This window comes from Kitasatospora sp. A2-31, from assembly GCF_022288725.1.
GTDB lineage: Bacteria > Actinomycetota > Actinomycetes > Streptomycetales > Streptomycetaceae > Kitasatospora.
Genome location: NZ_JAKNTA010000004.1, coordinates 250,072 through 274,604, shown reverse-complemented (window position 1 = coordinate 274,604; position 24,533 = coordinate 250,072). Strand labels below are relative to the sequence as shown.

Here is a 24,533-nt window from a genome sequence, read left to right as displayed (position 1 = left end):
GCCTGGCGGCGCCGCCCGACGGCTGCGGCGCGGCGGTGCCGGTGCCCGTTCCGCCGGCCGGGGCGGTCGCGGCCGGGCTCGCGGACCTGCTCGGCGCGGCGGCCTGGTCACCGCCGTCGTCCGGCCCGCAGGCGCTCAGCGCGCCGAGGCAGGCGATCACGGCCAGGGCGGACGTCACCGTTCCGGCGGTGCGGTCGGCGCGAGCGGTCCGAGCGGTCCGGTCGGCGCGAGCGGTCCGGTCGGTGCGGGCAGTGCGGCTGGTGCGGGCAGTGCGGCTGGTGCGCAAGGTGCTGCTTCCTTCCCCCGAGGTGGCGTCGTCCGCCGGCCCGGCGGGGCCACCGGCCGCCTGACCCCTGATCGGCTCCGCTGCGGCCCCCCGCGCCGACGGCGTCGAAACCTAGTGCGAACGGCGACGCCGCGCAAAACGGGTCCGCTCGCCGACCGGGGCCGCCGCCCCCAGGACGGGACCAGTTTTGAACACGTTCATTTATGCCCTACGCTCGGACCGACACCACGAGAGGGGGACTCGATGCGCATCGTCATACCCGGTGGAACCGGGCAGATCGGCCGGATCCTGGACCGCGCGCTGACCGCCGAGGGCCACGAGGTCCTGGTCCTGACCCGCCGGCCGCGCGCCGACCGCGAGCTCTACTGGGACGGCCGCACCCTCGGCCGCTGGGCCGAGGCCCTCGACGGCGCCGACGCGGTGGTCAACCTCGCCGGGCGCAGCGTCAACTGCCGCTACACCGATGCCAACCAGCGCGCGATGCTGCACTCCCGGGTGGACTCCGCCCGGGTCGTCGGCGAGGCGGTCGCCGCCGCGAAGCGCCCGCCGCGGGTCTGGCTGCAGATGAGCACCGCCACCATCTACGCCCACCACTTCGGCGCACCGCACGACGAGGCGAGCGGCGTCCTCGGCGGCGGAGAGCCCGACGTGCCGCGGTACTGGGACTTCAGCGTCGACATCGCCAAGGCCTGGGAGCGCGCGCAGGAGCTCTCCCCCACGCCGCAGACCCGCAAGGTCGCGCTGCGCTGCGCGATGGTGATGAGCCCCGACCGCGGCGGCGCCTTCGACATGATGCTGCGGCTGGCGCGCTGCGGGCTGGGCGGCCCGATCGGCGGCGGCTCGCAGTACATGTCCTGGATCCACGACCGGGACCTGGTGCGCGCCGTACGGTTCCTGCTCGACCGGGAGGAGCTCTCCGGCCCGGTCAACCTCGCCTCGCCGCACCCGGTGGCGCAGCGCGCGTTCATGCAGGCGATCAGGCGCGCCTGGGGGATCCCGGTGGGCCTGCCGGCCACCCGCTGGATGGCCGAGCTCGGCGCGTTCGCCCTGCGCTCGGACACCGAGCTGCTGCTGAAGAGCCGCGCCGTGGTGCCCGGGCGGCTGCAGGAGGCCGGGTTCGGGTTCGAGCACCCGCAGTGGCCGGCCGCCGCCGCCGACCTGGCCTGGCGCCGGCGCCGGCGCCAGGCCTGACCCGAGCGGCCCGCCTCCGCCGAGCGGGTTCACTCCAGCGGCTTCACTCCAGCGGCTTCACCGGGAGCGGTCCTTCACCGCGAGCCGTCCTTCACCGGCAGCGGTGTCACCGCGAGCGGCCGGCAGTGCAACCGATTGCAGAGAGAGTGCAAGGTCACACCCGCTGCCTCTGCTGCGCCGCCGCCGACGGGCGCTAACCTGCCGGACATGACGGTCCCGCCCGAAGGGCTCCCCCTGGCCGCCGAGTTCCCGGCCGCACATCGTGAGCAGTGGCAGCACCTCGTCGAGGGCGTGCTGCGCAAGTCGGGTGCGCAGCCCGCGGACGGCGAAGCGGCCGAGCACGCGCTCACCACCGCACTCCAGGACGGGCTGCACGCCCGCCCGCTGTACACGGCCGAGGACTCCGCCCCCGAGCCCGGCTACCCCGGCTTCCCGCCGTTCGTCCGCGGCGGCCGGGCGCAGGGCGCGGCGGTGTCCGGCTGGGACGTGCGCCAGCGCCACGCGGACCCCGACGCGCGCCGCACCAACGAGGCGGTCCTCGCCGACCTGGAGAACGGCGGCAGCTCGCTCTGGCTGGAGCTGGGCGGGGACGCCCTGCCGATCACGGCACTGCCCGAGGCGCTCACCGGCGTCTACCTCGACCTGGCCGGCGTCACCCTCGACGCGGGCGCCGAATTCGTCGAGGCCGCCGAGCAGTTGTTCAAGCTCTACCAGGAGCGCGAGGTCTCCCCCGGAGCCGCCGCCGGCAGCCTCGGCGCCGACCCGCTGGGCCTGGAGGCCCGCACCGGCGAGGCCGGGCGCACCGAGGCACTGCTCGCCGAGGCCGCCGCGCTCGCCGCCCGCTGCGCCGACGGCTACCCGGGCCTGCGGGCGCTGACCGTCGACGCCCTGCCCTACCACGAGGCCGGCGCCTCCCCGGTGCAGGAGCTGGGCTGCTCGCTGGCCACCGGGGTCGCCTACCTGCGCGCGCTCACCGCCGCCGGGCTCCCGGTGGACACCGCCCTGGGCCAGCTGGAGTTCCGCTACGCGGCCGACGCCGACCAGTTCCTGACGATCGCGAAGTTCCGGGCCGCGCGCCGGCTCTGGGCCCGGGTGGCCGAGGTGTCGGGCGCCGAGCCGCAGGCCTCGGCACAGCGTCAGCACGCCGTCACCTCCCCCGTGATGATGACCGCGCGCGACCCGTGGGTGAACATGCTGCGCACCACGGTGGCCTGCCTGGCCGCCGGCGTGGGCGGCGCGGACGCGGTGACCGTCCTGCCGTTCGACAGCGAGCTGGGCCTGCCGGACGCCTTCGCCCGCCGGATCGCCCGCAACACCCAGGCGATCCTGCTGGAGGAGTCGCACCTGGCCCGCGTGGTCGACCCGGCCGGCGGCTCCTGGTACGTCGAGCAGCTGACCGACGAGCTGGCACACGCCGCCTGGGCCTGGTTCCAGGAGATCGAGCGGGCCGGCGGCCAGCGGGCCGCGCTGGGCTCAGGGCTGGTCGGCGAGCGGATCGCCGCCACCTGGGCGGAGCGCTCCACGAAGCTCGCCAAGCGGCGGGAGCCGATCACCGGCGTCAGCGAGTTCCCGAACCTGGACGAGCAGTCCCCGGTGCGCGAGCCGGCCCCGGCCGGGCCCGCCGGCGGGCTGCCGCGGGTCCGGCGCGCCGAGGCCTACGAGCGGCTGCGCGCCCGCTCGGACGCCCACCTGGCGGCCACCGGGGAGCGCCCGAAGCTGTTCCTCGCCTCGATCGGCGGCGCCGCCGCGCACACCGCACGGACCACCTTCGCCGCCAACCTGTTCCAGGCCGGCGGCATCGCCACCGCCTCGGTGGAGGGCACGGACCCGGCCGCGTTCGCCGAGGCCTTCGCCGCCTCCGGCGCGCCGGTCGCCTGCCTCTGCTCCAGCGACCAGCTGTACGGCGAGCACGCCGCGGCCGTCGCGGCCGCCCTGAAGGCCGTCGGGGCACGGCAGGTGCTGCTGGCCGGCCGGCCGGGCGACCGGCGCGAGGCCCTCCAGGACGCCGGGGTGGACGCGTTCGTCTTCGCCGGCGGCGACGCCGTGGCGACCCTGACCGGCCTCCTCGACCTGATCACCGACGAAAGCGGAGTGGCACGATGATTCCCGACTTCACCGGCATCGGGCTGGACCGGGACGGCTCCGCGGGCGTCACCGACGGCCAGTGGCGCGCCGCCTGGCGGCAGGCCACCGGCAAGGACGTCGACGAGCTGGTCTGGGACACCCCCGAGGGCATCGGCGTCAAGCCGCTGTACACCGCGGACGACCTGGCCGGCCTCGACTTCCTGGGCACCTACCCGGGCATCGCCCCGTACCTGCGCGGGCCGTACCCGACCATGTACGTGAACCAGCCGTGGACGGTCCGGCAGTACGCCGGCTTCTCCACCGCCGAGGAGTCCAACGCCTTCTACCGCCGCAACCTGGCGGCCGGCCAGAAGGGCCTCTCGGTCGCCTTCGACCTGCCGACCCACCGCGGCTACGACAGCGACCACCCGCGCGTCACCGGCGACGTCGGCATGGCCGGCGTGGCGATCGACTCCATCTACGACATGCGCCAGCTCTTCGACGGCATCCCGCTGGACCGGATGTCGGTGTCGATGACCATGAACGGCGCGGTGCTGCCGGTCCTGGCGCTCTACATCGTGGCCGCCGAGGAGCAGGGGGTGCCGCCCGAGAAGCTGGCGGGGACCATCCAGAACGACATCCTCAAGGAGTTCATGGTCCGCAACACCTACATCTACCCGCCGCAGCCGTCGATGCGGATCATCTCGGACATCTTCGCGTACACCTCGCAGAAGATGCCGCGGTACAACTCCATCTCCATCTCCGGCTACCACATCCAGGAGGCCGGGGCCACGGCCGACCTGGAGCTGGCGTACACGCTGGCCGACGGGGTGGAGTACCTGCGGGCGGGTCTGGACGTGGGGCTGGACGTGGACGCCTTCGCGCCGCGCCTGTCGTTCTTCTGGGCGATCGGGATGAACTTCTTCATGGAGGTCGCCAAGCTCCGCGCGGCCCGGCTGCTCTGGGCCAAGCTGGTCAAGCAGTTCGACCCGAAGAACGCCAAGTCGCTGTCGCTGCGCACCCATTCGCAGACCTCCGGCTGGTCGCTCACCGCGCAGGACGTGTTCAACAACGTCACCCGCACCTGCGTGGAGGCGATGGCGGCCACCCAGGGCCACACCCAGTCGCTGCACACCAACGCGCTGGACGAGGCGCTCGCGCTGCCGACCGACTTCTCGGCCCGGATCGCCCGCAACACCCAGCTGCTGCTCCAGCAGGAGTCCGGCACCTGCCGGGTCATCGACCCGTGGGGCGGCTCCGCGTACGTCGAGAAGCTCACCCACGACCTGGCCAACCGCGCCTGGCAGCACATCCAGGAGGTGGAGGCGGCCGGCGGCATGGCCAAGGCGATCGACGCCGGCATCCCCAAGCTGCGGGTCGAGGAGGCCGCCGCGCGGACCCAGGCCCGAATCGACTCCGGCCGCCAGCCGGTGATCGGCGTCAACAAGTACCGGGTGGAGAGCGACGAGCAGATCGACGTGCTCAAGGTCGACAACTCCTCGGTGCGGGCGCGCCAGATCGAGAAGCTGCGCCGCCTGCGCGACGAGCGCGACGAGGCCGCGACCCAGGCCGCCCTGCACGCCCTGACCCGGGCCGCCGAGGCAGGCCCGCAGCGCGGCGGCGCGCTGGACGGCAACCTGCTGCACCTGGCCGTCGGCGCGGCCCGGGCCAAGGCCACCGTCGGGGAGATCTCGGACGCCCTGGAGAAGGTGTACGGCCGCCATTCGGGCCAGATCCGTACGATCTCCGGTGTGTACCGAGACGAAGCGGGCCAGTCGGCCCCCCTCCAGCGCACCCGGGACCTGGTCGAGCGGTTCGAGCAGGCCGAGGGCCGCCGTCCGCGCATCCTGGTCGCCAAGATGGGCCAGGACGGCCACGACCGCGGCCAGAAGGTGATCGCCACCGCCTTCGCCGACCTCGGTTTCACGGTGGACGTCGGCCCGCTGTTCCAGACCCCGGCGGAGGTGGCCCGCCAGGCCGTCGAGGCGGACGTGCACATCGTCGGCGTCTCCTCGCTGGCCGCCGGGCACCTCACCCTGGTGCCGGCGCTGCGCGCCGAACTGGCCGAGGCCGGCCGGGACGACATCACCATCGTGGTCGGCGGGGTGATCCCCCCGCAGGACTTCGACGCGCTGTACGAGGCGGGCGCCGCGGCGGTCTTCCCGCCCGGCACGGTGATCCCGGACGCCGCCTACGACCTGCTGAAGTCGCTGGCGGCCGACCTCGGCCACGAGCTGTGAGCCGCTGACCGTCATGCCACCGCGGACGATCGACCTCGACAGCTACGCGACGGGCGTCCTGGACGGCTCGCGCGCCTGGATCGCGCGGGCCGTCACCCTCGTCGAGTCCACCCGGCCCGACCACCGCGCGCTGGCGCAGCAGTTGCTCCGGCGGCTGCTGCCGCATGCGGGCGGTGCCCTCCGGGTGGGCATCACCGGCGTTCCGGGCGTCGGCAAGTCGACCTTCATCGACTCCTTCGGCACGATGCTCACCGGGCTGGGCCACCGGGTGGCGGTCCTGGCCGTCGACCCGACCTCCAGCCGCACCGGCGGCTCCATCCTGGGCGACAAGACGAGGATGGAGCGCCTGGCCGTCGACCGGAACGCCTTCGTCCGCCCCTCCCCCACCTCCGGGACGCTCGGCGGGGTCGCCAAGGCCACCCGGGAGTCCATGGTGGTGATGGAGGCGGCCGGCTACGACGTCGTCCTGATCGAGACGGTCGGCGTCGGGCAGTCGGAGACGACGGTGGCGGGGATGGTCGACACCTTCCTGCTGCTCAGTCTGGCCCGCACCGGCGACCAGCTGCAGGGCATCAAGAAGGGCGTGCTGGAGCTCGCGGACGTCATCGCCGTCAACAAGGCGGACGGCCCCCACGAGACCGACGCCAAGGCAGCCGCCCGCGAACTCGCCGGTGCCCTGCGGCTGTTGCAGGCGCCGGACGCGCCGTGGACGCCGCCGGTGCTGACCTGCAGCGGCCGCGACGGCGCCGGCCTCGACGTGCTGTGGGAGCGCATCCAGCAGCACCGCAAGGTCCTCGACGCCACCGGCGCGCTCCAGGCCAAGCGCCGGGACCAGCAGGTCGAGTGGACCTGGGCCATGGTCCACGACCAGCTCTACGCCCGCCTGCACGAGCACCCGGAGGTCCGGCGCCTCGCCCCCGAGTTGGAACAGCAGGTGCGCGCCGGCTCGCTGCCCCCCGGCCTGGCCGCGCAGCGCATCCTGGAGGGCTTCTTCGGCCCCCCGGCCGGGTGAACCCGCCCGGGCGGAACCACCGGAGGGAAGGACCCCGGACCGGTGAGCGGTCCGGGGTCCTCGCGTCGCGGCCGGCGGCCGCGTGGTCAGGCGGTCAGGCGGTCAGGCGGTCAGGCGGACCTGACGGCCGCGAAGCGCTCCGAGACGTCCTGCCAGTTGACGACGTCCCAGAGGCGGGTGACGTAGTCGGGGCGGACGTTGCGGTACTGCAGGTAGTAGGCGTGCTCCCAGGCGTCGAAGGCGAGCAGCGGGGTGGTGTTCTGACCCACGTTGCCGTGGTGGTCGTAGACCTGCTCGACGATCAGACGCCGGCCCAGCGGCTCCCAGGAGAGGATCCCCCAGCCGGAGCCCTGGACGCCCGTGGTGGCGTTGGTGAGCTGCTTCTTGAAGGCCTCGAAGCTGCCGAAGTGCTCGGTGATGGCGTCGGCCAGCTCGCCCTCGGGGCGGTCGCCGCCCTCGGGCGAGAGGTTCTGCCAGAACAGCGAGTGCAGCACGTGGCCGGACAGGTGGAAGGCGAAGGTCTTCTGCAGGCCGACCAGGCCGCCGAACTGCTCCTTGTCGCGCGCCTCGGCGAGCTGCTCCAGGGTGTCGTTGGCGCCCTTGACGTAGGCCGCGTGGTGCTTGGAGTGGTGCAGCTCCAGGATCTCGGCGGACATCGCCCGCTCCAGCGCGGAGTAGTCGTACGGCAGGTCGGGAAGCGAGTAGGTGCCCATGGTGGGACAAGCCCCTTTCGGCGGGTTCGACGGGTGGTGATCGTGCCGGCACCACACTATTGCGTATGAGTTGCAAGAACGAAGTATGGGCTCCTGCTTATTCCTCACACGCCGTCGAACTCACACGCCGTCGAGCTCACACGCCGTCGAACTGGACACGCCCTCGGACGTCACACGCCGTCGTACGCCACGCACGGCCGGGCCTCACGACCCGTCAGGCGGAGCGGGCCGTCGGCAGCTTGCAGGAGCGGCGGCGGGTCGGGCGGAGGCCATGCGCCCGAATCACCCCGCTTCGGGCAGTGGGACGGGGGATCCCTGACAACGTTTCGGTTGCGGCGCGCGGCAATCTCCGCGGGGGGCTTCCCGCCGTGGCGCGGGTGTGACATTTTACATGTCACACATCGAGAGGCCGCGCCCCATTCCGCGGCCCCGAACGGCCCCGGAGGCCCCCACAGATGCGTCCCTTCCGGATATCCAAGGCCAACGCGCGCAGGCTCCCTGCGCTCGGCGCGGCCTTCTTCATCGCGCTCGGCCTCTTCGCCCCGGCGAGCCAGGCCGCCCCGGCCAGCACCGCGGCCCCGGCGAACACCAGCGCCACCGGCGCCGCCGCCCCGCGGTCGATCCCGGTGCCCAAGTCGCCCGACGCCAGGAGCAACAGCCCCTTCAAGATCTCCGCGCAGGACAGCACCGAGGAGCACGCCCCGCCGGCCGCCCCGGCCACCGCCCCCGTCAAGGCCGCCAAGCAGTTCTCGGCCGCCGCCGGGGACCCGTGTCCGGACCTGTCCGGCGTGATCAACGCCACCGGCGGCGCGCTGGTGCAGCAGCTCAAGGCGCTGCCGCGGGTCGACTGCACCTACCCGCTGTTCAACGTCGACGCGAACACCGCCGCGACCGCGTTCCGCGAGTCCAACATGGTGACCGTCGCCAACGCGCTGCGCGACGCCTCCCCGGCCTACCCGGGCGACAACGGCACGGCCGTCGGTCAGCTGGTCCTCTTCCTGCGGGCGGGTTACTACCAGCAGTCGATCAACCCCGGCGCCGTCGGCAGCTACAGCCCGACCCTGGCCGCCGCCACCCGTGGCGCGCTGGACGCCTTCTTCGCCAACGCGCACAGCAAGGACGCCACCACCGCCAACGGCGAGCTCCTGGTCGAGGTCGTGAAGGTGATCGGCCAGACCGACACCCTGGGCCGCTACGCCGGCTTCTTCAAGTGGCTGCTCGACCACTACACGGGTACCTGGCCCGAGCGGATGACGGCCACCGTGGCCGAGTTCGACTGGGTCCTCAAGGACGGCTTCGCGTCCACGAACGACGGCACCGGCTGGAAGGCCGCGCTCAAGGCCGACACCGGCATCCTCACCTCCTGGTCCGGCTTCATCACCCGCAACGACTCGCTGCTGAACCGCTGGGACGTCGTCAGCAACATCGGCCGCTACCTCGGCTACGCGCTGCAGGTCCCCGAGCTGCAGACCCAGCTGCGGCCGATGCTGAAGGACCTGATCAACCGCTACCCGAACACGGGCCCCACCGCCCCGATCACCATGAACCTGGGCTGGGCCACCCGTGAGTTCGACAAGAACCACTGCGCCGACTACGGCATCTGCGACCTGGGCACCCGCCTCATCCCGGTGGTCCTGCCGATCCAGCAGACCTGCAACGACGGTCTGAGGATCAAGGCGCAGGACATGTCGCCCGCGCAGCTCGCCACCACCTGCACCAGCCTGATCAACCAGGACGCCTACTTCCACCGGATCATCGGTGACAAGGGCGCCATCCCCGGCGACGTGAACACCAACCTGGAGGTCGTCGTCTTCGACGACTACGACCAGTACTCGCTGTACGCCTGGGCCTTCTACAACATCGACGTCGACAACGGCGGCATGTACGAGGAGGGCGACCCGTCCAAGCCGGGCAACCAGGCCCGCTTCATCGCCCACGAGGCGTCCTGGCTGCGGCCGTCGTTCTCGATCTGGAACCTGAACCACGAGTACACCCACTACCTCGACGGCCGCTACAACATGTACGGCGACTTCGACGCCGGCATCGTCACCCCGACCATCTGGTGGGTCGAGGGCATCGCGGAGAACATCTCCTACGGCTACCGCAACGAGCGCAACGCCGACGCGATCACCGAGGCGGCGAAGAAGACCTACAAGCTCAGCGAGCTGTTCGACACCGTCTACGACCAGACCGGCGACGCCACCGTCAACTCCGTGCGTGTCTACCGCTGGGGCTGGCTGGCCACCCGCTACATGCTGCAGCAGCACCGCGCCGACATGGACGCCGTGCTCGCCAAGTACCGCACGGGTGACTGGAACGGCGCCCGCGCCATCCTGAAGCAGACCATCGGCACCCGCTACGACGCCGGCTTCGACGCCTGGCTGAGCGCCTGCGCCGGCAACGACTGCGGCCCGCTGCCGGACGCCCCGGTCGCCCCGACCACCCCGGTCTGCACGATCGCCGACACCCGGCAGTTCGACAACAACTGCCGGCGGGACAACCTCTCGGCCACCGCCGGCAACTACAGCTACCACTTCCTGAACCTGCCGGCGGGCGTCAAGCAGCTGACCATCACCAGCAGCGGCGGCACCGGCAACGCCGACCTGTACTACGGCGGCGGCAGCTGGGCCACCACCGGCAACTACCTGGCGAAGTCCACCAACGCCGGCAACAACGAGACGCTGACCATCAGCAACCCGCCGGCCGGCTGGGTCTACTTCAGCCTCGCCGCCGGGCAGCAGGACTTCAGCGGCGTCACCGTCACCACGCAGTACCAGTAGCCGGGAGCGCCCCGCACCACGCGGGCGCCGCGCACCGGACCAGGAGGGCCCCGCCGTACGGCGGGGCCCTCCGTCGTCCCCGCGCGCCACGCAGCGGGACCGGTCCGTCAGCCGACCGGGGTGGCCGCCCAGGTGAGGAGCATCCGCAGGGCGTCGTCGGACGGGCTGCCCGGGTCCGCGGCGTAGGTGATCAGGGCCTGGTCTGGGTCGTCGGTCGGACGCAGGGTGTCGTAGGCGAGGTCGAGCCGGCCGACCAGCGGGTGGTGGAAGCACTTGCGGCCGGACGTCTTGTCCCGCACCGGGTGCTCGGCCCACCAGCGGCGGAACTCCTCGCTGCGCATGGAGAGTTCGCCGATCAGCGCGGCCAGCCTGCGGTCCTCGGGCCGGCGGCCGGCCTCCAGGTGGAGGAAGGCCACGTTCTCCCGCGCGCAGGCGGCCCAGTCCGCGTAGAGCTCGCGCGAGGCGGGGTCGAGGAAGGTGATCCTGGCGATGTTCCGCTCGGCGGGGGCGAGCGCGGCGTAGTCGCCGAACAGCGCCGTGGCGGCCGGGTTCCAGGCCAGGACGTCCATCCGGCGGCCCATCACCATGGCGGGGGTGTCGTGGAGCTGCTCCAGCAGACGGGCGAGCATCGGCCGGACCGGCTGCGGGCCGCGCGGCGCCGGCGGCTCGGCCGCGGCGCGGCCGGCCGGACGGGGACGGGCCAGCCGGTGCAGGTGCCGGGCCTCGTCGGGGTCGAGCCGCAGGCTGCGGGCGACGGCGTCGAGGACGGCGTCGGACGGGTTGCCGACGCGGCCCTGTTCCAGCCTGGTGTAGTAGTCGACGCTCACCCCGGCGAGCTGGGCGAGCTCCTCCCGGCGCAGGCCGGCCACCCGGCGGCGGCCGCCGAATTCCGGCAGGTCGACGTCCTCGGGGCGGAGCCGGGCGCGCCGGGTCCGGAGGAACTCGCTGAGGGTGTTCGAAGCGCTCACCCGGCCAGTCTCCCGCACGGCGCCGTGCGGCTGCCTGGCCCTGTCAGGACCAGGCAGCCGGGTGGCCGGCCGGGCCGGGACCGGTCCGGCCGGCCCCGGCCGTACTCAGCGGACCCGGTGCGCGCCGCGGGACGGGGTGGCGGTGTGGATCCCGGGCGCGGTGTGGCCGGCGGCGGCGAAGGCCGCCGTGACCGCCTCGGCCACCCCGGCGGCGGCGCCCTGCTCGACCAGGACGACCACCGAGCCGCCGAAGCCCCCGCCGGTCATCCGGGCGCCGAGCGCTCCGGCCGCGACGGCCGTGGTGACGACCAGGTCGGTCTCGGCGCAGGAGACCCGGTAGTCGTCGCGCAGCGAGGCGTGGCCCGCGGTGAGGATCGGGCCGAGGGCCGCCGGATCCTTCTCCAGCACGTCCACCGCCTGCCGGACGCGCTCGTCCTCGGTGACCACGTGGCGCACCAGCGGCCGCAGTTCGGCCGGCAGGCGGCCGAGGGCGGCGTCCAGGTCCGCCGGGGCGAGGTCGCGCAGGGCGGGCAGGCCGAGCAGGGCGGCGGCCCGTTCGCAGCCGGTCCGCAGCGCGGCGTAGGCGCCGTCCCCGAGGTCGTGGTGGACCCGGGTGTCGACGACCAGCAGCACCAGCCCGGCCGCGCCCGGGTCGAACGGGATGTCGCGGGTGGCGAGGTCGCGGGCGTCGAGGTGGAGGGCGCTGCCGGCCCGGCAGCACATCGAGGCCATCTGGTCCATCACCCCGCAGGGGACGCCGACGAACTCGTTCTCGGCCCGCTGGGCGAGCAGCGCCAGTTCCCTGGGTCCGAGGGCGAGGCCGTGCAGGTCCGCGTAGGCCGTGGCGACGGCGCACTCGAGGGCGGCGGAGGAGGAGAGGCCGGCGCCGGCCGGCACGTCGCTGTCGATCAGCACGTCCGCGCCGCCGACGGCGTGGCCGGCCCGGCGCAGCGCCCAGACGACGCCGGCCGGGTAGGCCGCCCAGCCCTCGTCGCCGCCCGGGACGAGGGCGGCGACGTCCAGTTCGACGACCCGGCCCGGCGTCCGGGTGCTGGCGAGCCTGAGCAGGCCGTCGTCACGGCGGCGCGCCCAGGCCCGGACGGTCTGCTCCAGGGCGATCGGGAGCGAGAAGCCGTCGTTGTAGTCGGTGTGCTCGCCGATCAGGTTGACCCGGCCGGGCGCGGCCCACTCCCCCTCGGGGTCGTGGCCGAACAGCCCGCGGAAGACGGCGGCGCTCATCCGGCCACCTCGCGCAGCCGCTCGGCGGCGTACTCGGGGGCGACGTCGTTCATGAAGGCCTCCATGCCGGATTCCGTCCCGGCCAGGTACTTGAGCTTGTCGGTGGTGCGGCGGATCGTGAACAGCTCCAGGTGCAGGGCGAGTTCCTCGCCGCCGGTGGCGGGCGCCTGGTGCCAGGCCGCGATGTACGGGGCGCGGACGGGGGCCTCGGCGCTGCCGAAGAGCCGGTCGAAGCGGCGCAACAGGTCGAGGAGGAGGCCGGGCAGCTCGGCGCGCTCGGCCTCGTCCAGGCGGGTGAGGTCGGGGACGCGGCGGTGCGGATAGAGGTGCACCTCGTAGGGCCAGCGGGCGGCGAACGGGACGAAGGCGGTCCAGTGCTCGCCGGAGGCCACCACCCGGACGGGGTCGGCCCGTTCGGCGGCCAGCAGGTCCTCGAAGAGGTTGCGGCCGGTGGCGGCGCGGTGGCGGGCGGCCTGCTCGATCGTCCGGGCGGTGCGCGGGGTGGTGAACGGCAGCGCGTAGATCTGGCCGTGCGGGTGGGCCAGGGTGACGCCGATCTCGGCACCGCGGTTCTCGAACACGTAGACCTGCTCGACGTCGGGGCGGGCGGAGAGCTCGGCCGTGCGGTCGGTCCAGGCGTCCAGCACCAGCCGGGCACGGTCCTCGTCGAGAGCGGCGAAGGAGGCGCCGTGGTCGGCGGTGAAGCAGACCACCTCGCAGCGGCCGACGCCCGGGCGCGCGAGGCGCAGCGGGTCGCCGTCCGGTGGCGCCGCCTCGCCGCCGGCGTCGCCGGCCAGGGAGGGGAAGCGGTTCTCGAAGACGGCCACCTGGTAGTCCTCGGCCGGGATCTCGCTCAGCCGGCCGTCGCGCGACGGGCAGAGCGGGCACTCGTCCGCCGGCGGGTGGTAGGTGCGGACCTGGCGGTGCGCGGCGATGGTCACCCAGGCCCCGGTGAGCGGGTCGCGGCGGACCTGCGAGGCCGACCGACCGGGCTCCAGCGGGCGCTTGTCGACGGCGTCGCGCCCGGCCGCCTCCCCCCGGTCGAAGTAGATCAACTCCCGGCCGTCCGCCAGCGCGACCACCGTCCTGGTCGTCGGTCCGGCTTCTGTCGGCACCATCCGCGACTCCTCCTCCCACTGCCACACGAACAAACAATATCGAACATTAACCAACAGGACGGCATCAGAGGAAGGACCTGCCTGCTGTCGGTGCGGGCGGTGGCCGGTCGCTGGCGGTCGGTCGCCGGCGCGCGGCGGTGCAGGGGGAACGCCAGAGGGCGGCGCGCACGGGCCCCACCCGTCCACGCCGCCCCCGCCGCGGCCGCACCCCACCCGCGCGACCCCGGCCCGGCCGGGCGCCCCAAGCAGCCCGGCCGCTCCCCCGCCGAACCGGCGGGGTGTCCTCTCAGGTGCCCGGCGGCTCCGCGCAGCGGTGCACCGCGCGGAGCCGGACACCGCCGTGTCCGTCCTGCGTCCGTACCGGTCAGCCCGAACTCGCGCGCACCACCAGCTCCGTCTGCAGGACCAGCCCCTCCCCCCGTACGGTCTCGCCGCGGATCTGCGCCAGCAGCAGCCCGACCAACCCGGCCGCGATCGCCCTCAGCGGCAGCCGCACCGAGCTCAGCGCCGGGTGCAGGTGCCGGCAGAGCGGCGTGTCGTGGAAGCCCACCACCGCGACGTCCCGGCCGACGACCAGACCCTCGGCGCGGACCGCCTCGTACACGGCGAGGGCGGCCAGGTCGCTGCCGGCGGCCACCGCGGTCGGCCGGTCGGGGCCCTGCAGCAACGCCCGGACCTGCGCCACCCCGGGCCCGGAGGCGGCAGCCGCCGCGGTTCGCCCGGCAGCGGGCAAGGCGGCCCCGGGCGGTACGGCCCCGGGCAGTAGGGCCGTGAGCCCGAGCCGCGTCGCCTCCGCGGCGAAGCCGGCCCGGCGGGCGGCCATCCACGGCAGCGCCTCCCCCGCCGGGCCGGCGAAGGCGATCCGGCGGTGGCCGCGGTCGGCCAGGTGCCGGACGACACCGGCGGTCGCGGCGCCGTTGTCGATGTCCACCCAGTGCTGCGGCTCGCCGGGACCGGTCCGGCCGAAGGTGGCGAAAGGGACTCCGGCCCGGGCGACGTGGCCGACCCGCGGGTCGTCGCGCAGCACGTCCGCCAGCACCAGACCGTCCACCTGCCGGGCGGCGATCAGCTCGTCGATGGCCGGCCGGGCGTCCGTCGTCCCCGGGGCCGGGCGGAACAGCAGCAGCCGGTACCCCGCGGCCGCGGCGGCGTCGACCAGCGCCTCCAGGAACCCCGCCATCAGCGGGTTGGGGTCGTAGGGGTCGTCCACCGGGGCCAGGTAGCCGAGGGTGCGGCGGGCCCCGGTGCGCAGCGAGCGGGCCGACTGGTCCGGCCGGTAGCCGAGCCGCTCGATCGCCGCCCGGACCCTGGCCAGGGTGTCCGGCCGCACCCGCTGCGGGGCGTTGAGCGCGTTGGAGACGGTCTGCCGGGAGACCCCGGCCGCGCGCGCGACCTCCTCGATGGTGGCGGCGGCGCGGCGCGGTCGGGGCGCTCCCTGGGGCACGGGTCCTCCGTAAGGTCGATCGGGCGGTCGAGGTCAGGCGGTCGGGCGGCCCGGCTTCCCGCCGGTCGGGCGGCCGGCGAAACCGGCGGGGCCGCCGGTCAGAGCCGGTGCAGGGTCAGCAGGCCACCGCGCGGAACCGCGACGGCGGCCCCGTCCCCGGCCAGGTCGACGGTGCCCTGCCGGACGATACGCCCCTGGGCGTCCTGGACGGTGGCCTCGGCCGCCCCCTCACCGCCGACCAGCCGGACGTCCTGGTCCGGATCGGCGTTGGCCACCAGCAGGGTCTGCCACGGCGGCCCGCCGAGCTGCACCGGCAGCGGCGCGTACCGGGCCACCACGACGGTCGACGGACCGGCCGCGGTGACCATCGGGTAGCCGAGGTCGGGCCGGGCCGGGCGGAGCTCGCCGAGCTGCAGGGTGGCGAGGTGCTCCCGGAACACGCCGAGCCAGAAGGCGAGCGCGGCCCGCTGCTCAGCGGTCTGGGCGGCGAGGTCCACCGAGATCTGCGGGACCGAGAAGAGCACGTTGATCAGGTGGCAGGCGACCTGCTCGGCCGACTCCTCCGGGTGCCACATCAGCATGTCGGCGTGGACCGCGACCGGCCCGGCCACCAGCCGGGTGTCGACGGTGCGCTGCCGGTTCTCACCCGGGCTGAGCGGGCAGTCGGTGGCGCGGATCATGGTGGTGTACGGCCAGAGCCCGGGGCTGACGTAGGGCTGGCGGTGCTCCAGCATGGCCTCGGGCCGGACGGCGGTGATCCGGCGGCGCAGCTCGGCGAGGAGCTTCACCAGGCCCTCGTCGACGGTGGCGCTGTCCGCCTCGGGGCCGGGCTCCGGCGGGTCGGTGACGCCGAACCAGTCGATGAAGTCGATCTTCAGGCCGTCCATGCCCCACTCCTCGACGGCGCGGGCGAGCCGGCCGACGAGGTGCTCGCGCACCTGCGGGTAGCGCGGGTCGGCGACGATCGCACCCATGTAGCCGGCGTCGGCCAGCGCGTACCCGCCGAGCTCCTCGAACGCCTCGCTGTCCTTGCCGATGAACGGCAGGGCGTACCAGAGCAGGTACGCGACGCCGAGCTCGTGCACGCGCCGGACGTGCGCGGCGGTGTCCGGCAGCGAGAGGGGCTCCCAGTCGCCGCAGTGGGCGTAGCCGCGGGTGCGGTCGCGGGTCATCCAGCCGTCGTCGACGATGATCGTGTCGAGGCCGAGCTCCTTGCCGAGCGCGGCCTGGGTCTCCACCGCCTCGGGGCTGACGTTCTGGTGCAGCGAGTACCAGGTCGAGTACGCGGGCAGGCGGGCGGCGGCGGGGACGTACACCTCGCGGTCGGCCCACCACCAGCCGGCGATGCCGGCCAGGCAGCGGGCGAAGTGGCGGCGGGAGGTGTCGATCCGGAGGGTGAGCCGGCCGGTGGCCTGGACCCAGAACCGGAACTCGCCGGTCTCCTCGACCACACCGGCGCCGGCCAGCACGTCGTCGCGGTCGGCGGCGAAGGCGCAGATGGCGACGTCACCCGTGCCGACCAGGGCGGCCACCGGGGCGCCGCGGGTGAGGGTGACCCGGTGCGGCGCGCTCCAGGCCGCGGGCAGCCAGCCGGTGGCCTTGGTGTCGGGCGTCCAGAAGGCGGTGGCGTCCACGCAGGGGACGCGCCACTCGATCCGGACGTCCCCTTCGTGGTCGGCGGTCACCTCGACCACGCCCGCACCGGTGGTCCGGGCCGTGGCGGCGCCGCTGACCGAGAGCGTGAGGCCGTCGGCGTCCAGGGGCCGGAGCCCGCCGCCGGCCGCGGGGGCGTGCGGTTCCCAGATGTCGGTCATGATCAGCCTTTCGTGGCGCCGGCCAGCAGGCCGGAGATGAACTGCCGCTGGAGGACCAGGAAGAGGACCATCATCGGCACGGTGGAGAGCGCGGTACCGGCGAGGATCGCGCCGTAGTCGGTGGAGGACTCCACGCCGTGGAGGGTGGCGAGGGCCACCGGCAGGGTGTGCATCTCGGGGCTGCGCAGCGCGATCAGCGGCCAGACGAACTGGTTCCACGCCCCCAGGAAGAGGAAGATCGACAGCGCGGCCAGCACGGGGCGCATGACCGGGACGACCACGCTCCACAGCACCCGGAACTCGCCGGCGCCGTCGACCCGGGCCGCGTCCAGCAGCTCGTCGGGCATCCCGGCGAGCGCCTGGCGCATCAGGAAGATCGCGAACGGGACGCAGAGGCCGGGCAGCACGATCGCCTGGTAGCTGTCGAGCAGGCCGAAGCTCCGCATCATCTTGAACAGCGGGACCAGCATGACCTGCTCCGGGACCACCAGGGTGGAGAGCAGCAGGACGAAGAAGAGGGAACGGCCGGGGAAGCGGAACTTGGCGAAGGCGTAACCGGCCAGCAGCGCCACGATCAGTGCGCCGACCGTCTGCAGGCCCGCCACCAGCAGGGAGTTGAGCAGGACCCGGCCCACGCCGATCTTGGCCTGGAGGCGGTCCAGGTTGTCCCCGAGGCTGCCGCCCGGGAGCAGGCTGGGCGGCCAGGAGAAGATCTCCGAGTCCTTGTGGGTGGCGGCGACCAGAAGCCAGTAGAACGGGCCCACCGAGAGCCCGGCGACGGCCGCCAGCAGGAAGGTGAGCGGCCACCCGCGCCACCGGCCGGAGCGGCGGCCGGCCCGGCCGGTGGGGACGGGCGCGGCGGCGCCGCCCGGGGTGCGGGGGGCCGGCGTGCGGGGGCGCGCCGTGGTGGGACCGGTGGTCATTCGCGTTCTCCCATCAGGCGCATCTGGACCGCGCCGAGCACCGACACCAGCAGCGTGAGCGCGTAGGCGATGGCGGAGGCGTAGCCGAAGTCGAAGTAGCGGAAGCCGTTCTGGTAGAGGTACATCGAGACGGTGAGCGTGGCGTTGTCCGGCCCGCCGTGGGTCAGCACGTAGGGCTCGTCGAACAGCTGCAGGGTGCCGATGGTCGAGAGCACCACGGTGAAGAGCAGCACCGGGCGCAGCGCCGGTACGGTGATGGACCGGAAGCGGCGCAGCGGGCCGGCGCCGTCGACCATCGCGGCCTCGTACAGCTCCTTGGGGATGCCCTGGAGCCCGGCCAGGTAGATGACGGCGTTGTAGCCGGTGTAGTGCCAGGTCAGCACGAGGACGATGGCGATCCGGGACCAGAACGGGCTGCCGAGCCAGTCCACGGCGGGCAGGCCGACCAGGTCGAGCAGCCAGTTGACGGCGCCGTGGTCGGTGCGCAGCAGGAAGGCGAACAGGACGCCGGTCGCGACCAGGCCGGTGACGGCGGGCATGAAGACGCCGAGCCGCCAGACCGCGCGCCAGCGGACCAGCGCCGAGTTGATCCCGACGGCGAGCAGCAGGGCCAGGCCCAGCATCAGCGGCACCTGCAGCACCAGGATCTCCGCGGTGTTGCGCAGGGCCGTCCAGAACAGCGGATCGTCCAGCAGCCGGCGGTAGTTGGCCAGGCCGGCGTCGCGGGTGGCGGCGCCGGAGCCGGTGGTCAGCGAGAGCAGCAGGGAGGAGACGACCGGGTAGGCCTTGAAGAACCCGAAGAGGATCAGCGCCGGGGCCAGCAGCAGGTAGGGCAGGGCCCGGCGGCGCAGGCGGGCGGCCCGCCGGCCGGCGGAGCCGGTGGGGGCGGGCGCGGTCGCGGCGGGGGCGGCGAGGCGGGTGGCGGTGGTCATGCGATGGTGCGGCCGGTCTGCTGGGCCAGCTGCTTGGCGGCGTCCTGGAGCACCGTCGCCGGGTCGCCGCCCTTGAGGAAGACCTTGACCTGGGCGTCGCTGGCGAGCTTGAGCGCGCGGGCGTAGTCGCCGGAGTAGTTGGTGGCGTCGGCCCCCTCGCCGAGCAGGTCGGTGAAGGTCTTCAGGACGGGCTGGTCGCCGTAGAAGGGGCTGGGCGCGGAGTACATCGGGTCGGCGTACGCGGCGGTGAGCGCGGGGAAGACCCCGCCGGCGTTGAACATGCTGTTGACCGAGGCCGGCCGGGTGAGGGCGTACTCGACGAACCGCCAGGCGGCGACGCGGCGCGGGCTGGAGGCGGCGACGGCCAGGTGGGTGGAGTTGACGATCGCGGTCCGCTTGCCGCCGGTCACCACGGCCGGGGGCTTGGCGAGCCGCCAGTTGCCCTTCTGGTCGGGGACCTTGGTCTCCAGGTAGTGCACGGCCCAGGCGGGGTTGGGGCAGACCGCGACCTTGCCGGCCTTCAGCAGGTTGACCCAGCCGTGGTCCCCTGCGGCGTCCCCGACCAGGCCGGCCTCGTCGAGGCGCTTGATGATGGTGAGCGCCCGGACCGCCTCGGGCGAGCTCATGGTCACCTTGCCCTTGAGGTCGAAGTAGAACGACCCCTGGAGCTGCATCAGCGACTGCAGGAAGTCGAGGTCCTCGGCCGGGGCGGCGGGCTTGTTGATGGCGATCAGCGAGACGCCGGGGTTGGCCGCCTTGAACTGCGGCGCGGCGGCGAGCACGTCGTCCCAGGTGCCGAAGGTGTTGGGGTCGAGGCCGGCCTTGTCGAAGTAGTCCTTGCGGTAGAAGAAGCCGAGCGAGTTGACCTCCCACGGCAGCGCGTAGGCCTTGCCGTCCTTGCCGGTGACGACCGGCCAGAGGCCCTTGGAGAACTTCTCCTTGTGGGCGTCGGCGCCGAGCGCGGAGAGGTCGGCCAGGCCGCCGGGGAACTTCTCCAGGTAGCCGGGGAGGTAGTCGCACCCGATGTGGAGGACGTCGGCGAGGCCCTGGCCGCCGGCGGCCAGGCCGACGGTGATCTTGTCCCAGATCGCCGGGTTGCCGACGTCCTGGACGTCCACCTTGATCCCCGGGTTGTCCTTCTCGAAGGCCGGGACGACGCCGCGCAGGGCCTCGGCCGCGGTGGTCCAGGACCACACGGTGACGGTGCCGGTGGCGGCGTCGCCGCCGGAGCCGGAACCGGAGTCGGAGCCCGAGCCGCAGGCGGCGAGGGAGCCGCCGGCGGCCAGGGCGAACAGGCCGGCTCCGGAGGCGCGCAGCAGGTCGCGGCGGGAAAGGTGTGACATGGCAGTCCTCTCTGAGGGGTGGCGGCCCCCGTTGCGGCCGCGGGACGGGTACCTCGGCACGGGCGGGGGTCGGACGGCCGGGACGAGGCGCCGGGCCGGGGGTCGGTGCGGAGGTGCGGGGCTTCGGGGGTGCGGGACGTCGGCCGTCAGGGCTTCGGGGCGGTGCGGGTCGGAACCGGGCGGGTCGGACGGCGTACGGGACGGGCGGAGGCGGAGGACGGTCCGGCGGGTCGACGGGTCGACGGGTCGACGGGTCGGCGGGCCGCCGGGCCGCCGGGCCGCGGCCGGTCAGGTCACGGGGACGGAGCGCAGCGCCCCGGCGAGCCGCGCGGCCGCCTCCGGTCCGGTGGAGGCGTGCGGGGAGAGCCGGATCCAGCCGCCGCGCAGGGTGGTGGCCAGGCCGGAGTCGGTGAGCGTGCGGTGCACCGCCCGGGGGTCGGCACCGGGCAGCCGCAGCCGCCCGATCCCGCTGCCGCCGACCGGCCGCGCCACCTCGGCACCGGCGGACAGGGCGGCGTCGAGCAGGCCGTCGAGCGCCTCGGCCACCAGGGCGGCGAGCCGGGCCGGACCGACCGACCGGACCAGGTCGAGCCCCGCGCCGAGCGCGGCGACGGCCGGCCCGTCCGGGTTGGTGAGGGTGTGGGCGACCGCGCCGGGCCGCGGCGGGCGGGGGTGGTGCGGTGCGTCGATCGGGTCGACCACCCCGGACCAGCCGGAGAGCCCGGGCCGGAGCCGGTCGGCGACCCGGTCGCGGACCAGCAGCAGCGCCGCGCCCCAGCCGGCGCGCAGCCACTTCTGTCCGCCGCAGGCCAGCACGTCCGCGGGGCCGGCGTCGAGGTCGACCGCACCGAGCGCCTGGACGGCATCCACGACCAGCACCCGGTCCGGGCCGACCACCTCCCGGATCTCGGCCAGCGGCGCCCGGAAGCCGGTCGCCGCGTCCACCGCGCAGACCGAGACGGCGCGCACGGTGCCGTCCAGGTGCGCCCGGACGGCGTCGGCGGTGACCGGGCCGTCGATCGGGCGGACCGCGAGGCCTCCGTGGTCGGCGGCGCGCAGCCAGGGGTAGACGGCGCCGGGGAAGTCCCGCCGGCCGACCAGGACGGTACCGGGTGCGGCTCCCGCGCCGGAGGCTCCGCCGCCTCCCGCCGCAGGGCGCGATCCTGACGCCCGATCGGCTCCCGGCCCCGCGCCGGGCCCCTGCCCCGCCCCCGGCGCCGGCGCTGCGCCGGCGAGGGCGTGGGCGGCGGCGAACAGGCCGTGCGAGGTGGAGCCGACGAAGGCGATCTCCTCCGGGCGGGCACCGAGCAGGTCGGCCGCCGACCGGGCGGCGTCGAGCGTGGCGGCGTCCAGTTCGGCCAGGGTGTCCCAGCCGTGCCCGCTGTGCATCCGCCCGGCCGCCCTGGTCAGCACCTGGAGCACCCCGGCCGACACCGGGCCGAACCGCGCGAAGTCCAGGTAGCCCGCAGGCTCGTCGAACTGCCGCAGGTAGTCGGTGACCGGGAGGGTCGTCCGCACCAGCATGCTGCACCGTACCCTTCGATTTGAACGTTCAAACTGACAGAACAGACCAGAACCAAACACGTTCCAACGCGTTGGCCCACAGGAAACGCCCGCACCACCGGCGGCGTCAAGCCCCCTGCAGCAGAAAGGGCTCCGCCGCACCGACGTCCGCCGAGGCGCCCGACGAGGGCCGCCGAGGCGGGTGACGGGCGGTCAAGAGCATGCGAGCCGAGGTGGAGCACTCGGCTGGACACGAATCGATAACGGGCCGCCATCCTCTTGTCAGTGCAATTTCACATTACTATGTTGCATTGCGTCATCCCCCTCCGGCTCTCAACCGGACAGGAAGCTCCGCCGCCCGGACCCCACTCCCCCGGCGGACCTCAGATATGACGCCCCCACACCTCACCGAGGAGAACCGGTGCCCCCGACCGTCACCGTGCGCAACACCCTGCTCTCCGCCGCCTTGGCGGCCGCCCTGGCGACGCCACTGGTGCAGACCGTCCAGGCCGCCGCCGACCCCGGCCCGGCCGCCATCACGCAGGCCGCGGCCCCCCGGGCCGCCACCGCGTCGTCGCCCGCATCGTCGCCCGACCCGGCCGCCGCCGACCGGGTCGGTCACCGCGCAGCCCCCGGCGGCACGTCCGCGATCGGGCCGCAGGGCTGGCCCGGCGCCGCGGCCCTGCAGCCGACCACCGGCACCCAGCCCGGCGCTCCGGTCGGCCCGGCGGCGACCGCCGCAACCACCGCACCGGGCACGACCTGCACCCCCGAGGCCTTCACCGCCCTCGGCCCCGCCGCGCTCGCCGACTTCCTGGCCGACCCGGCGCACACCTACCAGGACTGCCTGCGGCCGCTGCTGGTCAACTGGGACGTCCGCACCGCCAAGGTGATGACGCCCGCGCACGTGCAGGCCGTCGCCGCCCGGGTGAGCGAGCTGGCACCGTCCTTCGACAGCGCCGACAACCGCAACCAGCACGAGCTCTGGTACTTCCTGCACGTCGCGGTGTACTTCGACTTCTACCACCCCGAGGTCGACATCAGCGACGGCGCCACCGTCGCGGCGATCGACCGCGCGATCCGCGACTACACCGCCAACCCCCGGGTCTTCGAACCCACCACGGCCAACGGCGACACCATGGGCGAGCTGCTGCAGGCCGCCACCGCGCCCGGCCTGCGCACCAACCGCCTCGGGCTGGTCAAGCAGGTGATGCGGATGTTCGCACCCGGCAGCGCGGCCGTCGGCAACCCCGGGTGGAACTGGGCCGTCCAGGGCGCCCTCCAGCTCGACTTCCAGGGCATCGCCAACGTCGGCGAGGACCCGCAGGGCCTCTTCCGGGCCGCCGTCGCCGCCGACGCGGACTACCGCGAGGCCTTCCGCGCCTACGCCGGCTACACCCACCTCAAGGGCACGTCCAGCGAGTGGGCGGTCGCCGACGCGATGCTGGAGTACGGCCGCTTCGGCCAGATCGCCGCGCTCCGGCCCGAGCTCACCCAGCGGATCGGCGGCCAACTCCAGCAGGTCGAGGCCGGCTTCGGCCGGATGAGCCGCCCGTGGGCCAACCTGGTCGGCCCGGTCAACGACCTCGGCCTCTGCAGCCAGTACGGGGTCTGCCGCGCCGACATCGAACGGCAGCTCTTCCCCCACACCTACAGCTACGACAACGGCGCCCTGGTCGTTCGCACGGCGCTCGACCGCGCCACCGCCGACCAGCTCTACTACGCCACCAAGCAGGTCAAGGCCCAGTTCTTCCGCACCATCGGAACCGACCAGCCGCTGGCCGGTGACGAGCACCCCGTGCTCACCGTCCAGCTCTACGACACCAAGACGAACTACCAGGCCTTCCAGAGCCTGCTGTTCGGCATCGGCGACGTCAACAACGGCGGCATGTTCCTGGAGGACCGCTCCACCTTCTACACCTACCAGCGCACCGCCCAGGAGTCGTACTTCAGCCTGGAGGAGCTGTTCCGGCACGAGTACACCCACTACCTGAACGCCCGCTGGGCCATCCCCGAGTCCGGCTACACCACCCGCTGGCCGGGGGACGCCACCTTCGCCATGAACGAGGGCACCGCCGAGTACTTCGCCGGCGCCACCCGCGACGACGGCGTCAAGGCGCGCAAGTACATGGTCCGCCAGGTCGGGTGGGACGACCAGGCCGGGACGCCGCGCCTGACCGTCGACCAGATCCTGCACGCCACCTGGGACAGCCAGGGGTTCCGCGCCTACCCGTACGCGGCGACGTTCTTCAACCTGCTCGGCGAGAAGCACCCCGACCGGCTGGCCGAGATGTACCGGCTGCTGCGCGCCGACGACAGGGCCGGCTACGACGCCTGGCGCGACCGCCTCGGCCGCGACGCCGGACTCCAGGCCGAGTACACCGCCTACCTGGACGCACGGATCCCGCAGGCCGACGACCTCTACGTACCGGCGACCACCTTCGCCCCGAACGGTGCGCTCGCCTACGCGTGGGCCTCGGAGGTGCAGTCGGCCTTCGCCGCCGCCACCTCGAACACCCCGGTCTGCAAGGACAACGCCGACTGGGACAACAAGATGCGCTTCAGCTGCAGCGGACGCATCACCGCCAACCTCACCGACGCGGCCGACACCGGCCGGATCCGCCAGGACATGGCCTCGACGGTCGACTACTACCTGCTGGCGCGCGGCGGCGGCGCCGCCAACAACCTCGCCGACATGAACTGCTGGTTCGGCAAGGTCGACGTCTGGCCGGACGGCCGGGCCGGCACCGCCGACTACACCTGCGAAGGCCCCCTGCGCCGGTGACGGAGCAGGGTGAGCCGGCCCGGCGCGCGCCCCACCGCGGCACCGGGCCGGCGCCCGGCCGGTTCAGCCCCGGTCGGAAGGGCCCGTCCGGGGCGGGTGTGGGACACGTTCCGGACGGGCCGCCCCCGGCCCGCTGCGACCGCCGGTGACCCCGGCCGGCGCAGCGGGCCGGCTCGGC

The 24,533-nt window shown here is 74.0% G+C and carries 16 protein-coding genes and 1 pseudogene; 6 read left to right on the top strand and 11 right to left on the bottom strand.

Going from position 1 to position 24,533, the window contains the following annotated elements; all coding sequences use genetic code 11:
• Positions 1 to 286: pseudogene (locus MCM47_RS13430) on the bottom strand (hypothetical protein); the annotation flags it as partial.
• A 243-nt stretch (positions 287 to 529) separates the two neighbouring features.
• Between MCM47_RS13430 and MCM47_RS13425 the strand changes: the two are divergent.
• The 4 genes from MCM47_RS13425 (at position 530) to meaB (ending at position 6,793) form a co-directional block, all read left to right on the top strand.
• A complete protein-coding gene (locus MCM47_RS13425) occupies positions 530 to 1,477 on the top strand; it encodes a TIGR01777 family oxidoreductase (RefSeq protein WP_238861787.1) in 948 nt (315 codons plus the stop codon).
• A 207-nt stretch (positions 1,478 to 1,684) separates the two neighbouring features.
• On the top strand, positions 1,685 to 3,580 hold the full coding sequence (locus MCM47_RS13420) for a methylmalonyl-CoA mutase subunit beta (RefSeq protein ID WP_238861786.1): 1,896 nt from the start codon (positions 1,685 to 1,687) through the stop codon (positions 3,578 to 3,580).
• A complete protein-coding gene (gene scpA, locus MCM47_RS13415; RefSeq protein WP_238861785.1) occupies positions 3,577 to 5,781 on the top strand; it encodes a methylmalonyl-CoA mutase in 2,205 nt (734 codons plus the stop codon). The genes MCM47_RS13420 and scpA overlap by 4 nt, the downstream gene beginning before the upstream one ends.
• A gap of 13 nt (positions 5,782 to 5,794) precedes the next feature.
• Entirely contained in the window at positions 5,795 to 6,793 is a 999-nt protein-coding gene (gene meaB / locus MCM47_RS13410) for a methylmalonyl Co-A mutase-associated GTPase MeaB (protein WP_238861784.1), read from the top strand.
• A gap of 110 nt (positions 6,794 to 6,903) precedes the next feature.
• On the opposite strand, the gene MCM47_RS13405 is transcribed toward meaB, so the two are convergent.
• Complete coding sequence (locus MCM47_RS13405; protein WP_238861783.1) at positions 6,904 to 7,506, bottom strand: superoxide dismutase; 603 nt, start codon at positions 7,504 to 7,506, stop codon at positions 6,904 to 6,906.
• A gap of 455 nt (positions 7,507 to 7,961) precedes the next feature.
• Between MCM47_RS13405 and MCM47_RS13400 the strand changes: the two genes are divergently transcribed.
• Positions 7,962 to 10,286 carry a M9 family metallopeptidase gene (locus MCM47_RS13400; RefSeq protein WP_238861782.1) on the top strand — a complete coding sequence of 775 codons (2,325 nt, stop codon included), beginning with the start codon at positions 7,962 to 7,964 and terminating at the stop codon, positions 10,284 to 10,286.
• A 107-nt stretch (positions 10,287 to 10,393) separates the two neighbouring features.
• On the opposite strand, the gene MCM47_RS13395 is transcribed toward MCM47_RS13400, so the two are convergent.
• The 9 genes from MCM47_RS13395 to MCM47_RS13355 all read right to left on the bottom strand — a co-directional run bounded on the left by MCM47_RS13395 (position 10,394) and on the right by MCM47_RS13355 (position 21,591).
• Positions 10,394 to 11,254 (bottom strand): helix-turn-helix domain-containing protein, encoded by an 861-nt coding sequence (locus tag MCM47_RS13395; protein ID WP_238861781.1) that lies wholly within the window; start codon positions 11,252 to 11,254, stop codon positions 10,394 to 10,396.
• A gap of 105 nt (positions 11,255 to 11,359) precedes the next feature.
• Positions 11,360 to 12,493, bottom strand: coding sequence for a galactokinase (gene galK, locus MCM47_RS13390; protein WP_238861780.1), 1,134 nt, complete (start codon positions 12,491 to 12,493; stop codon positions 11,360 to 11,362).
• On the bottom strand, positions 12,490 to 13,611 hold the full coding sequence (galT, locus tag MCM47_RS13385) for a galactose-1-phosphate uridylyltransferase (RefSeq protein WP_238861779.1): 1,122 nt from the start codon (positions 13,609 to 13,611) through the stop codon (positions 12,490 to 12,492). Before galT ends, galK begins: the two co-directional genes overlap by 4 nt.
• Positions 13,612 to 13,975: 364 nt before the next feature.
• Complete coding sequence (locus MCM47_RS13380; RefSeq protein WP_238861778.1) at positions 13,976 to 15,055, bottom strand: LacI family DNA-binding transcriptional regulator; 1,080 nt, start codon at positions 15,053 to 15,055, stop codon at positions 13,976 to 13,978.
• A 98-nt stretch (positions 15,056 to 15,153) separates the two neighbouring features.
• Positions 15,154 to 16,869: a glycoside hydrolase family 36 protein gene (locus tag MCM47_RS13375; protein ID WP_238861777.1), complete on the bottom strand. Its 1,716-nt coding sequence runs from the start codon at positions 16,867 to 16,869 to the stop codon at positions 15,154 to 15,156.
• Between the two features lie 2 nt (positions 16,870 to 16,871).
• Positions 16,872 to 17,792 (bottom strand): carbohydrate ABC transporter permease, encoded by a 921-nt coding sequence (locus MCM47_RS13370; protein WP_238861776.1) that lies wholly within the window; start codon positions 17,790 to 17,792, stop codon positions 16,872 to 16,874.
• Positions 17,789 to 18,724 (bottom strand): carbohydrate ABC transporter permease, encoded by a 936-nt coding sequence (locus MCM47_RS13365; RefSeq protein WP_255752136.1) that lies wholly within the window; start codon positions 18,722 to 18,724, stop codon positions 17,789 to 17,791. The genes MCM47_RS13370 and MCM47_RS13365 overlap by 4 nt, the downstream gene beginning before the upstream one ends.
• The gene (locus MCM47_RS13360) at positions 18,721 to 20,067 is read right to left on the bottom strand and encodes a sugar ABC transporter substrate-binding protein (RefSeq protein WP_238861775.1); all 1,347 of its coding nucleotides are present in this window, start codon (positions 20,065 to 20,067) and stop codon (positions 18,721 to 18,723) included. The genes MCM47_RS13365 and MCM47_RS13360 overlap by 4 nt, the downstream gene beginning before the upstream one ends.
• Before the next feature lie 288 nt (positions 20,068 to 20,355).
• Positions 20,356 to 21,591, bottom strand: a complete 1,236-nt coding sequence (locus MCM47_RS13355) for an aminotransferase class V-fold PLP-dependent enzyme (RefSeq protein WP_238861774.1) — start codon at positions 21,589 to 21,591, stop codon at positions 20,356 to 20,358.
• A gap of 400 nt (positions 21,592 to 21,991) precedes the next feature.
• Here MCM47_RS13355 and MCM47_RS13350 point away from each other — a divergent pair, with 400 nt between their 5' ends.
• A complete protein-coding gene (locus MCM47_RS13350; protein ID WP_238861773.1) occupies positions 21,992 to 24,355 on the top strand; it encodes a collagenase in 2,364 nt (787 codons plus the stop codon).
• Positions 24,356 to 24,533 lie beyond the last annotated feature (178 nt).

Bases quoted from the DNA above. Each gene is read 5' to 3' on its own strand.
- scpA (WP_238861785.1), top strand. From the start codon at position 3,577: ATGATTCCCGACTTCACCGGCATCGGGCTGGACCGGGACGGCTCCGCG.
- MCM47_RS13370 (WP_238861776.1), bottom strand. From the start codon at position 17,792: ATGACCACCGGTCCCACCACGGCGCGCCCCCGCACGCCGGCCCCCCGC.
- MCM47_RS13360 (WP_238861775.1), bottom strand. From the start codon at position 20,067: ATGTCACACCTTTCCCGCCGCGACCTGCTGCGCGCCTCCGGAGCCGGC.
- MCM47_RS13420 (WP_238861786.1), top strand. From the start codon at position 1,685: ATGACGGTCCCGCCCGAAGGGCTCCCCCTGGCCGCCGAGTTCCCGGCC.
- galT (WP_238861779.1), bottom strand. From the start codon at position 13,611: ATGGTGCCGACAGAAGCCGGACCGACGACCAGGACGGTGGTCGCGCTG.
- MCM47_RS13425 (WP_238861787.1), top strand. From the start codon at position 530: ATGCGCATCGTCATACCCGGTGGAACCGGGCAGATCGGCCGGATCCTG.
- MCM47_RS13405 (WP_238861783.1), bottom strand. From the start codon at position 7,506: ATGGGCACCTACTCGCTTCCCGACCTGCCGTACGACTACTCCGCGCTG.
- galK (WP_238861780.1), bottom strand. From the start codon at position 12,493: ATGAGCGCCGCCGTCTTCCGCGGGCTGTTCGGCCACGACCCCGAGGGG.
- MCM47_RS13365 (WP_255752136.1), bottom strand. From the start codon at position 18,724: ATGACCACCGCCACCCGCCTCGCCGCCCCCGCCGCGACCGCGCCCGCC.
- MCM47_RS13400 (WP_238861782.1), top strand. From the start codon at position 7,962: ATGCGTCCCTTCCGGATATCCAAGGCCAACGCGCGCAGGCTCCCTGCG.
- meaB (WP_238861784.1), top strand. From the start codon at position 5,795: ATGCCACCGCGGACGATCGACCTCGACAGCTACGCGACGGGCGTCCTG.
- MCM47_RS13375 (WP_238861777.1), bottom strand. From the start codon at position 16,869: ATGACCGACATCTGGGAACCGCACGCCCCCGCGGCCGGCGGCGGGCTC.
- MCM47_RS13355 (WP_238861774.1), bottom strand. From the start codon at position 21,591: ATGCTGGTGCGGACGACCCTCCCGGTCACCGACTACCTGCGGCAGTTC.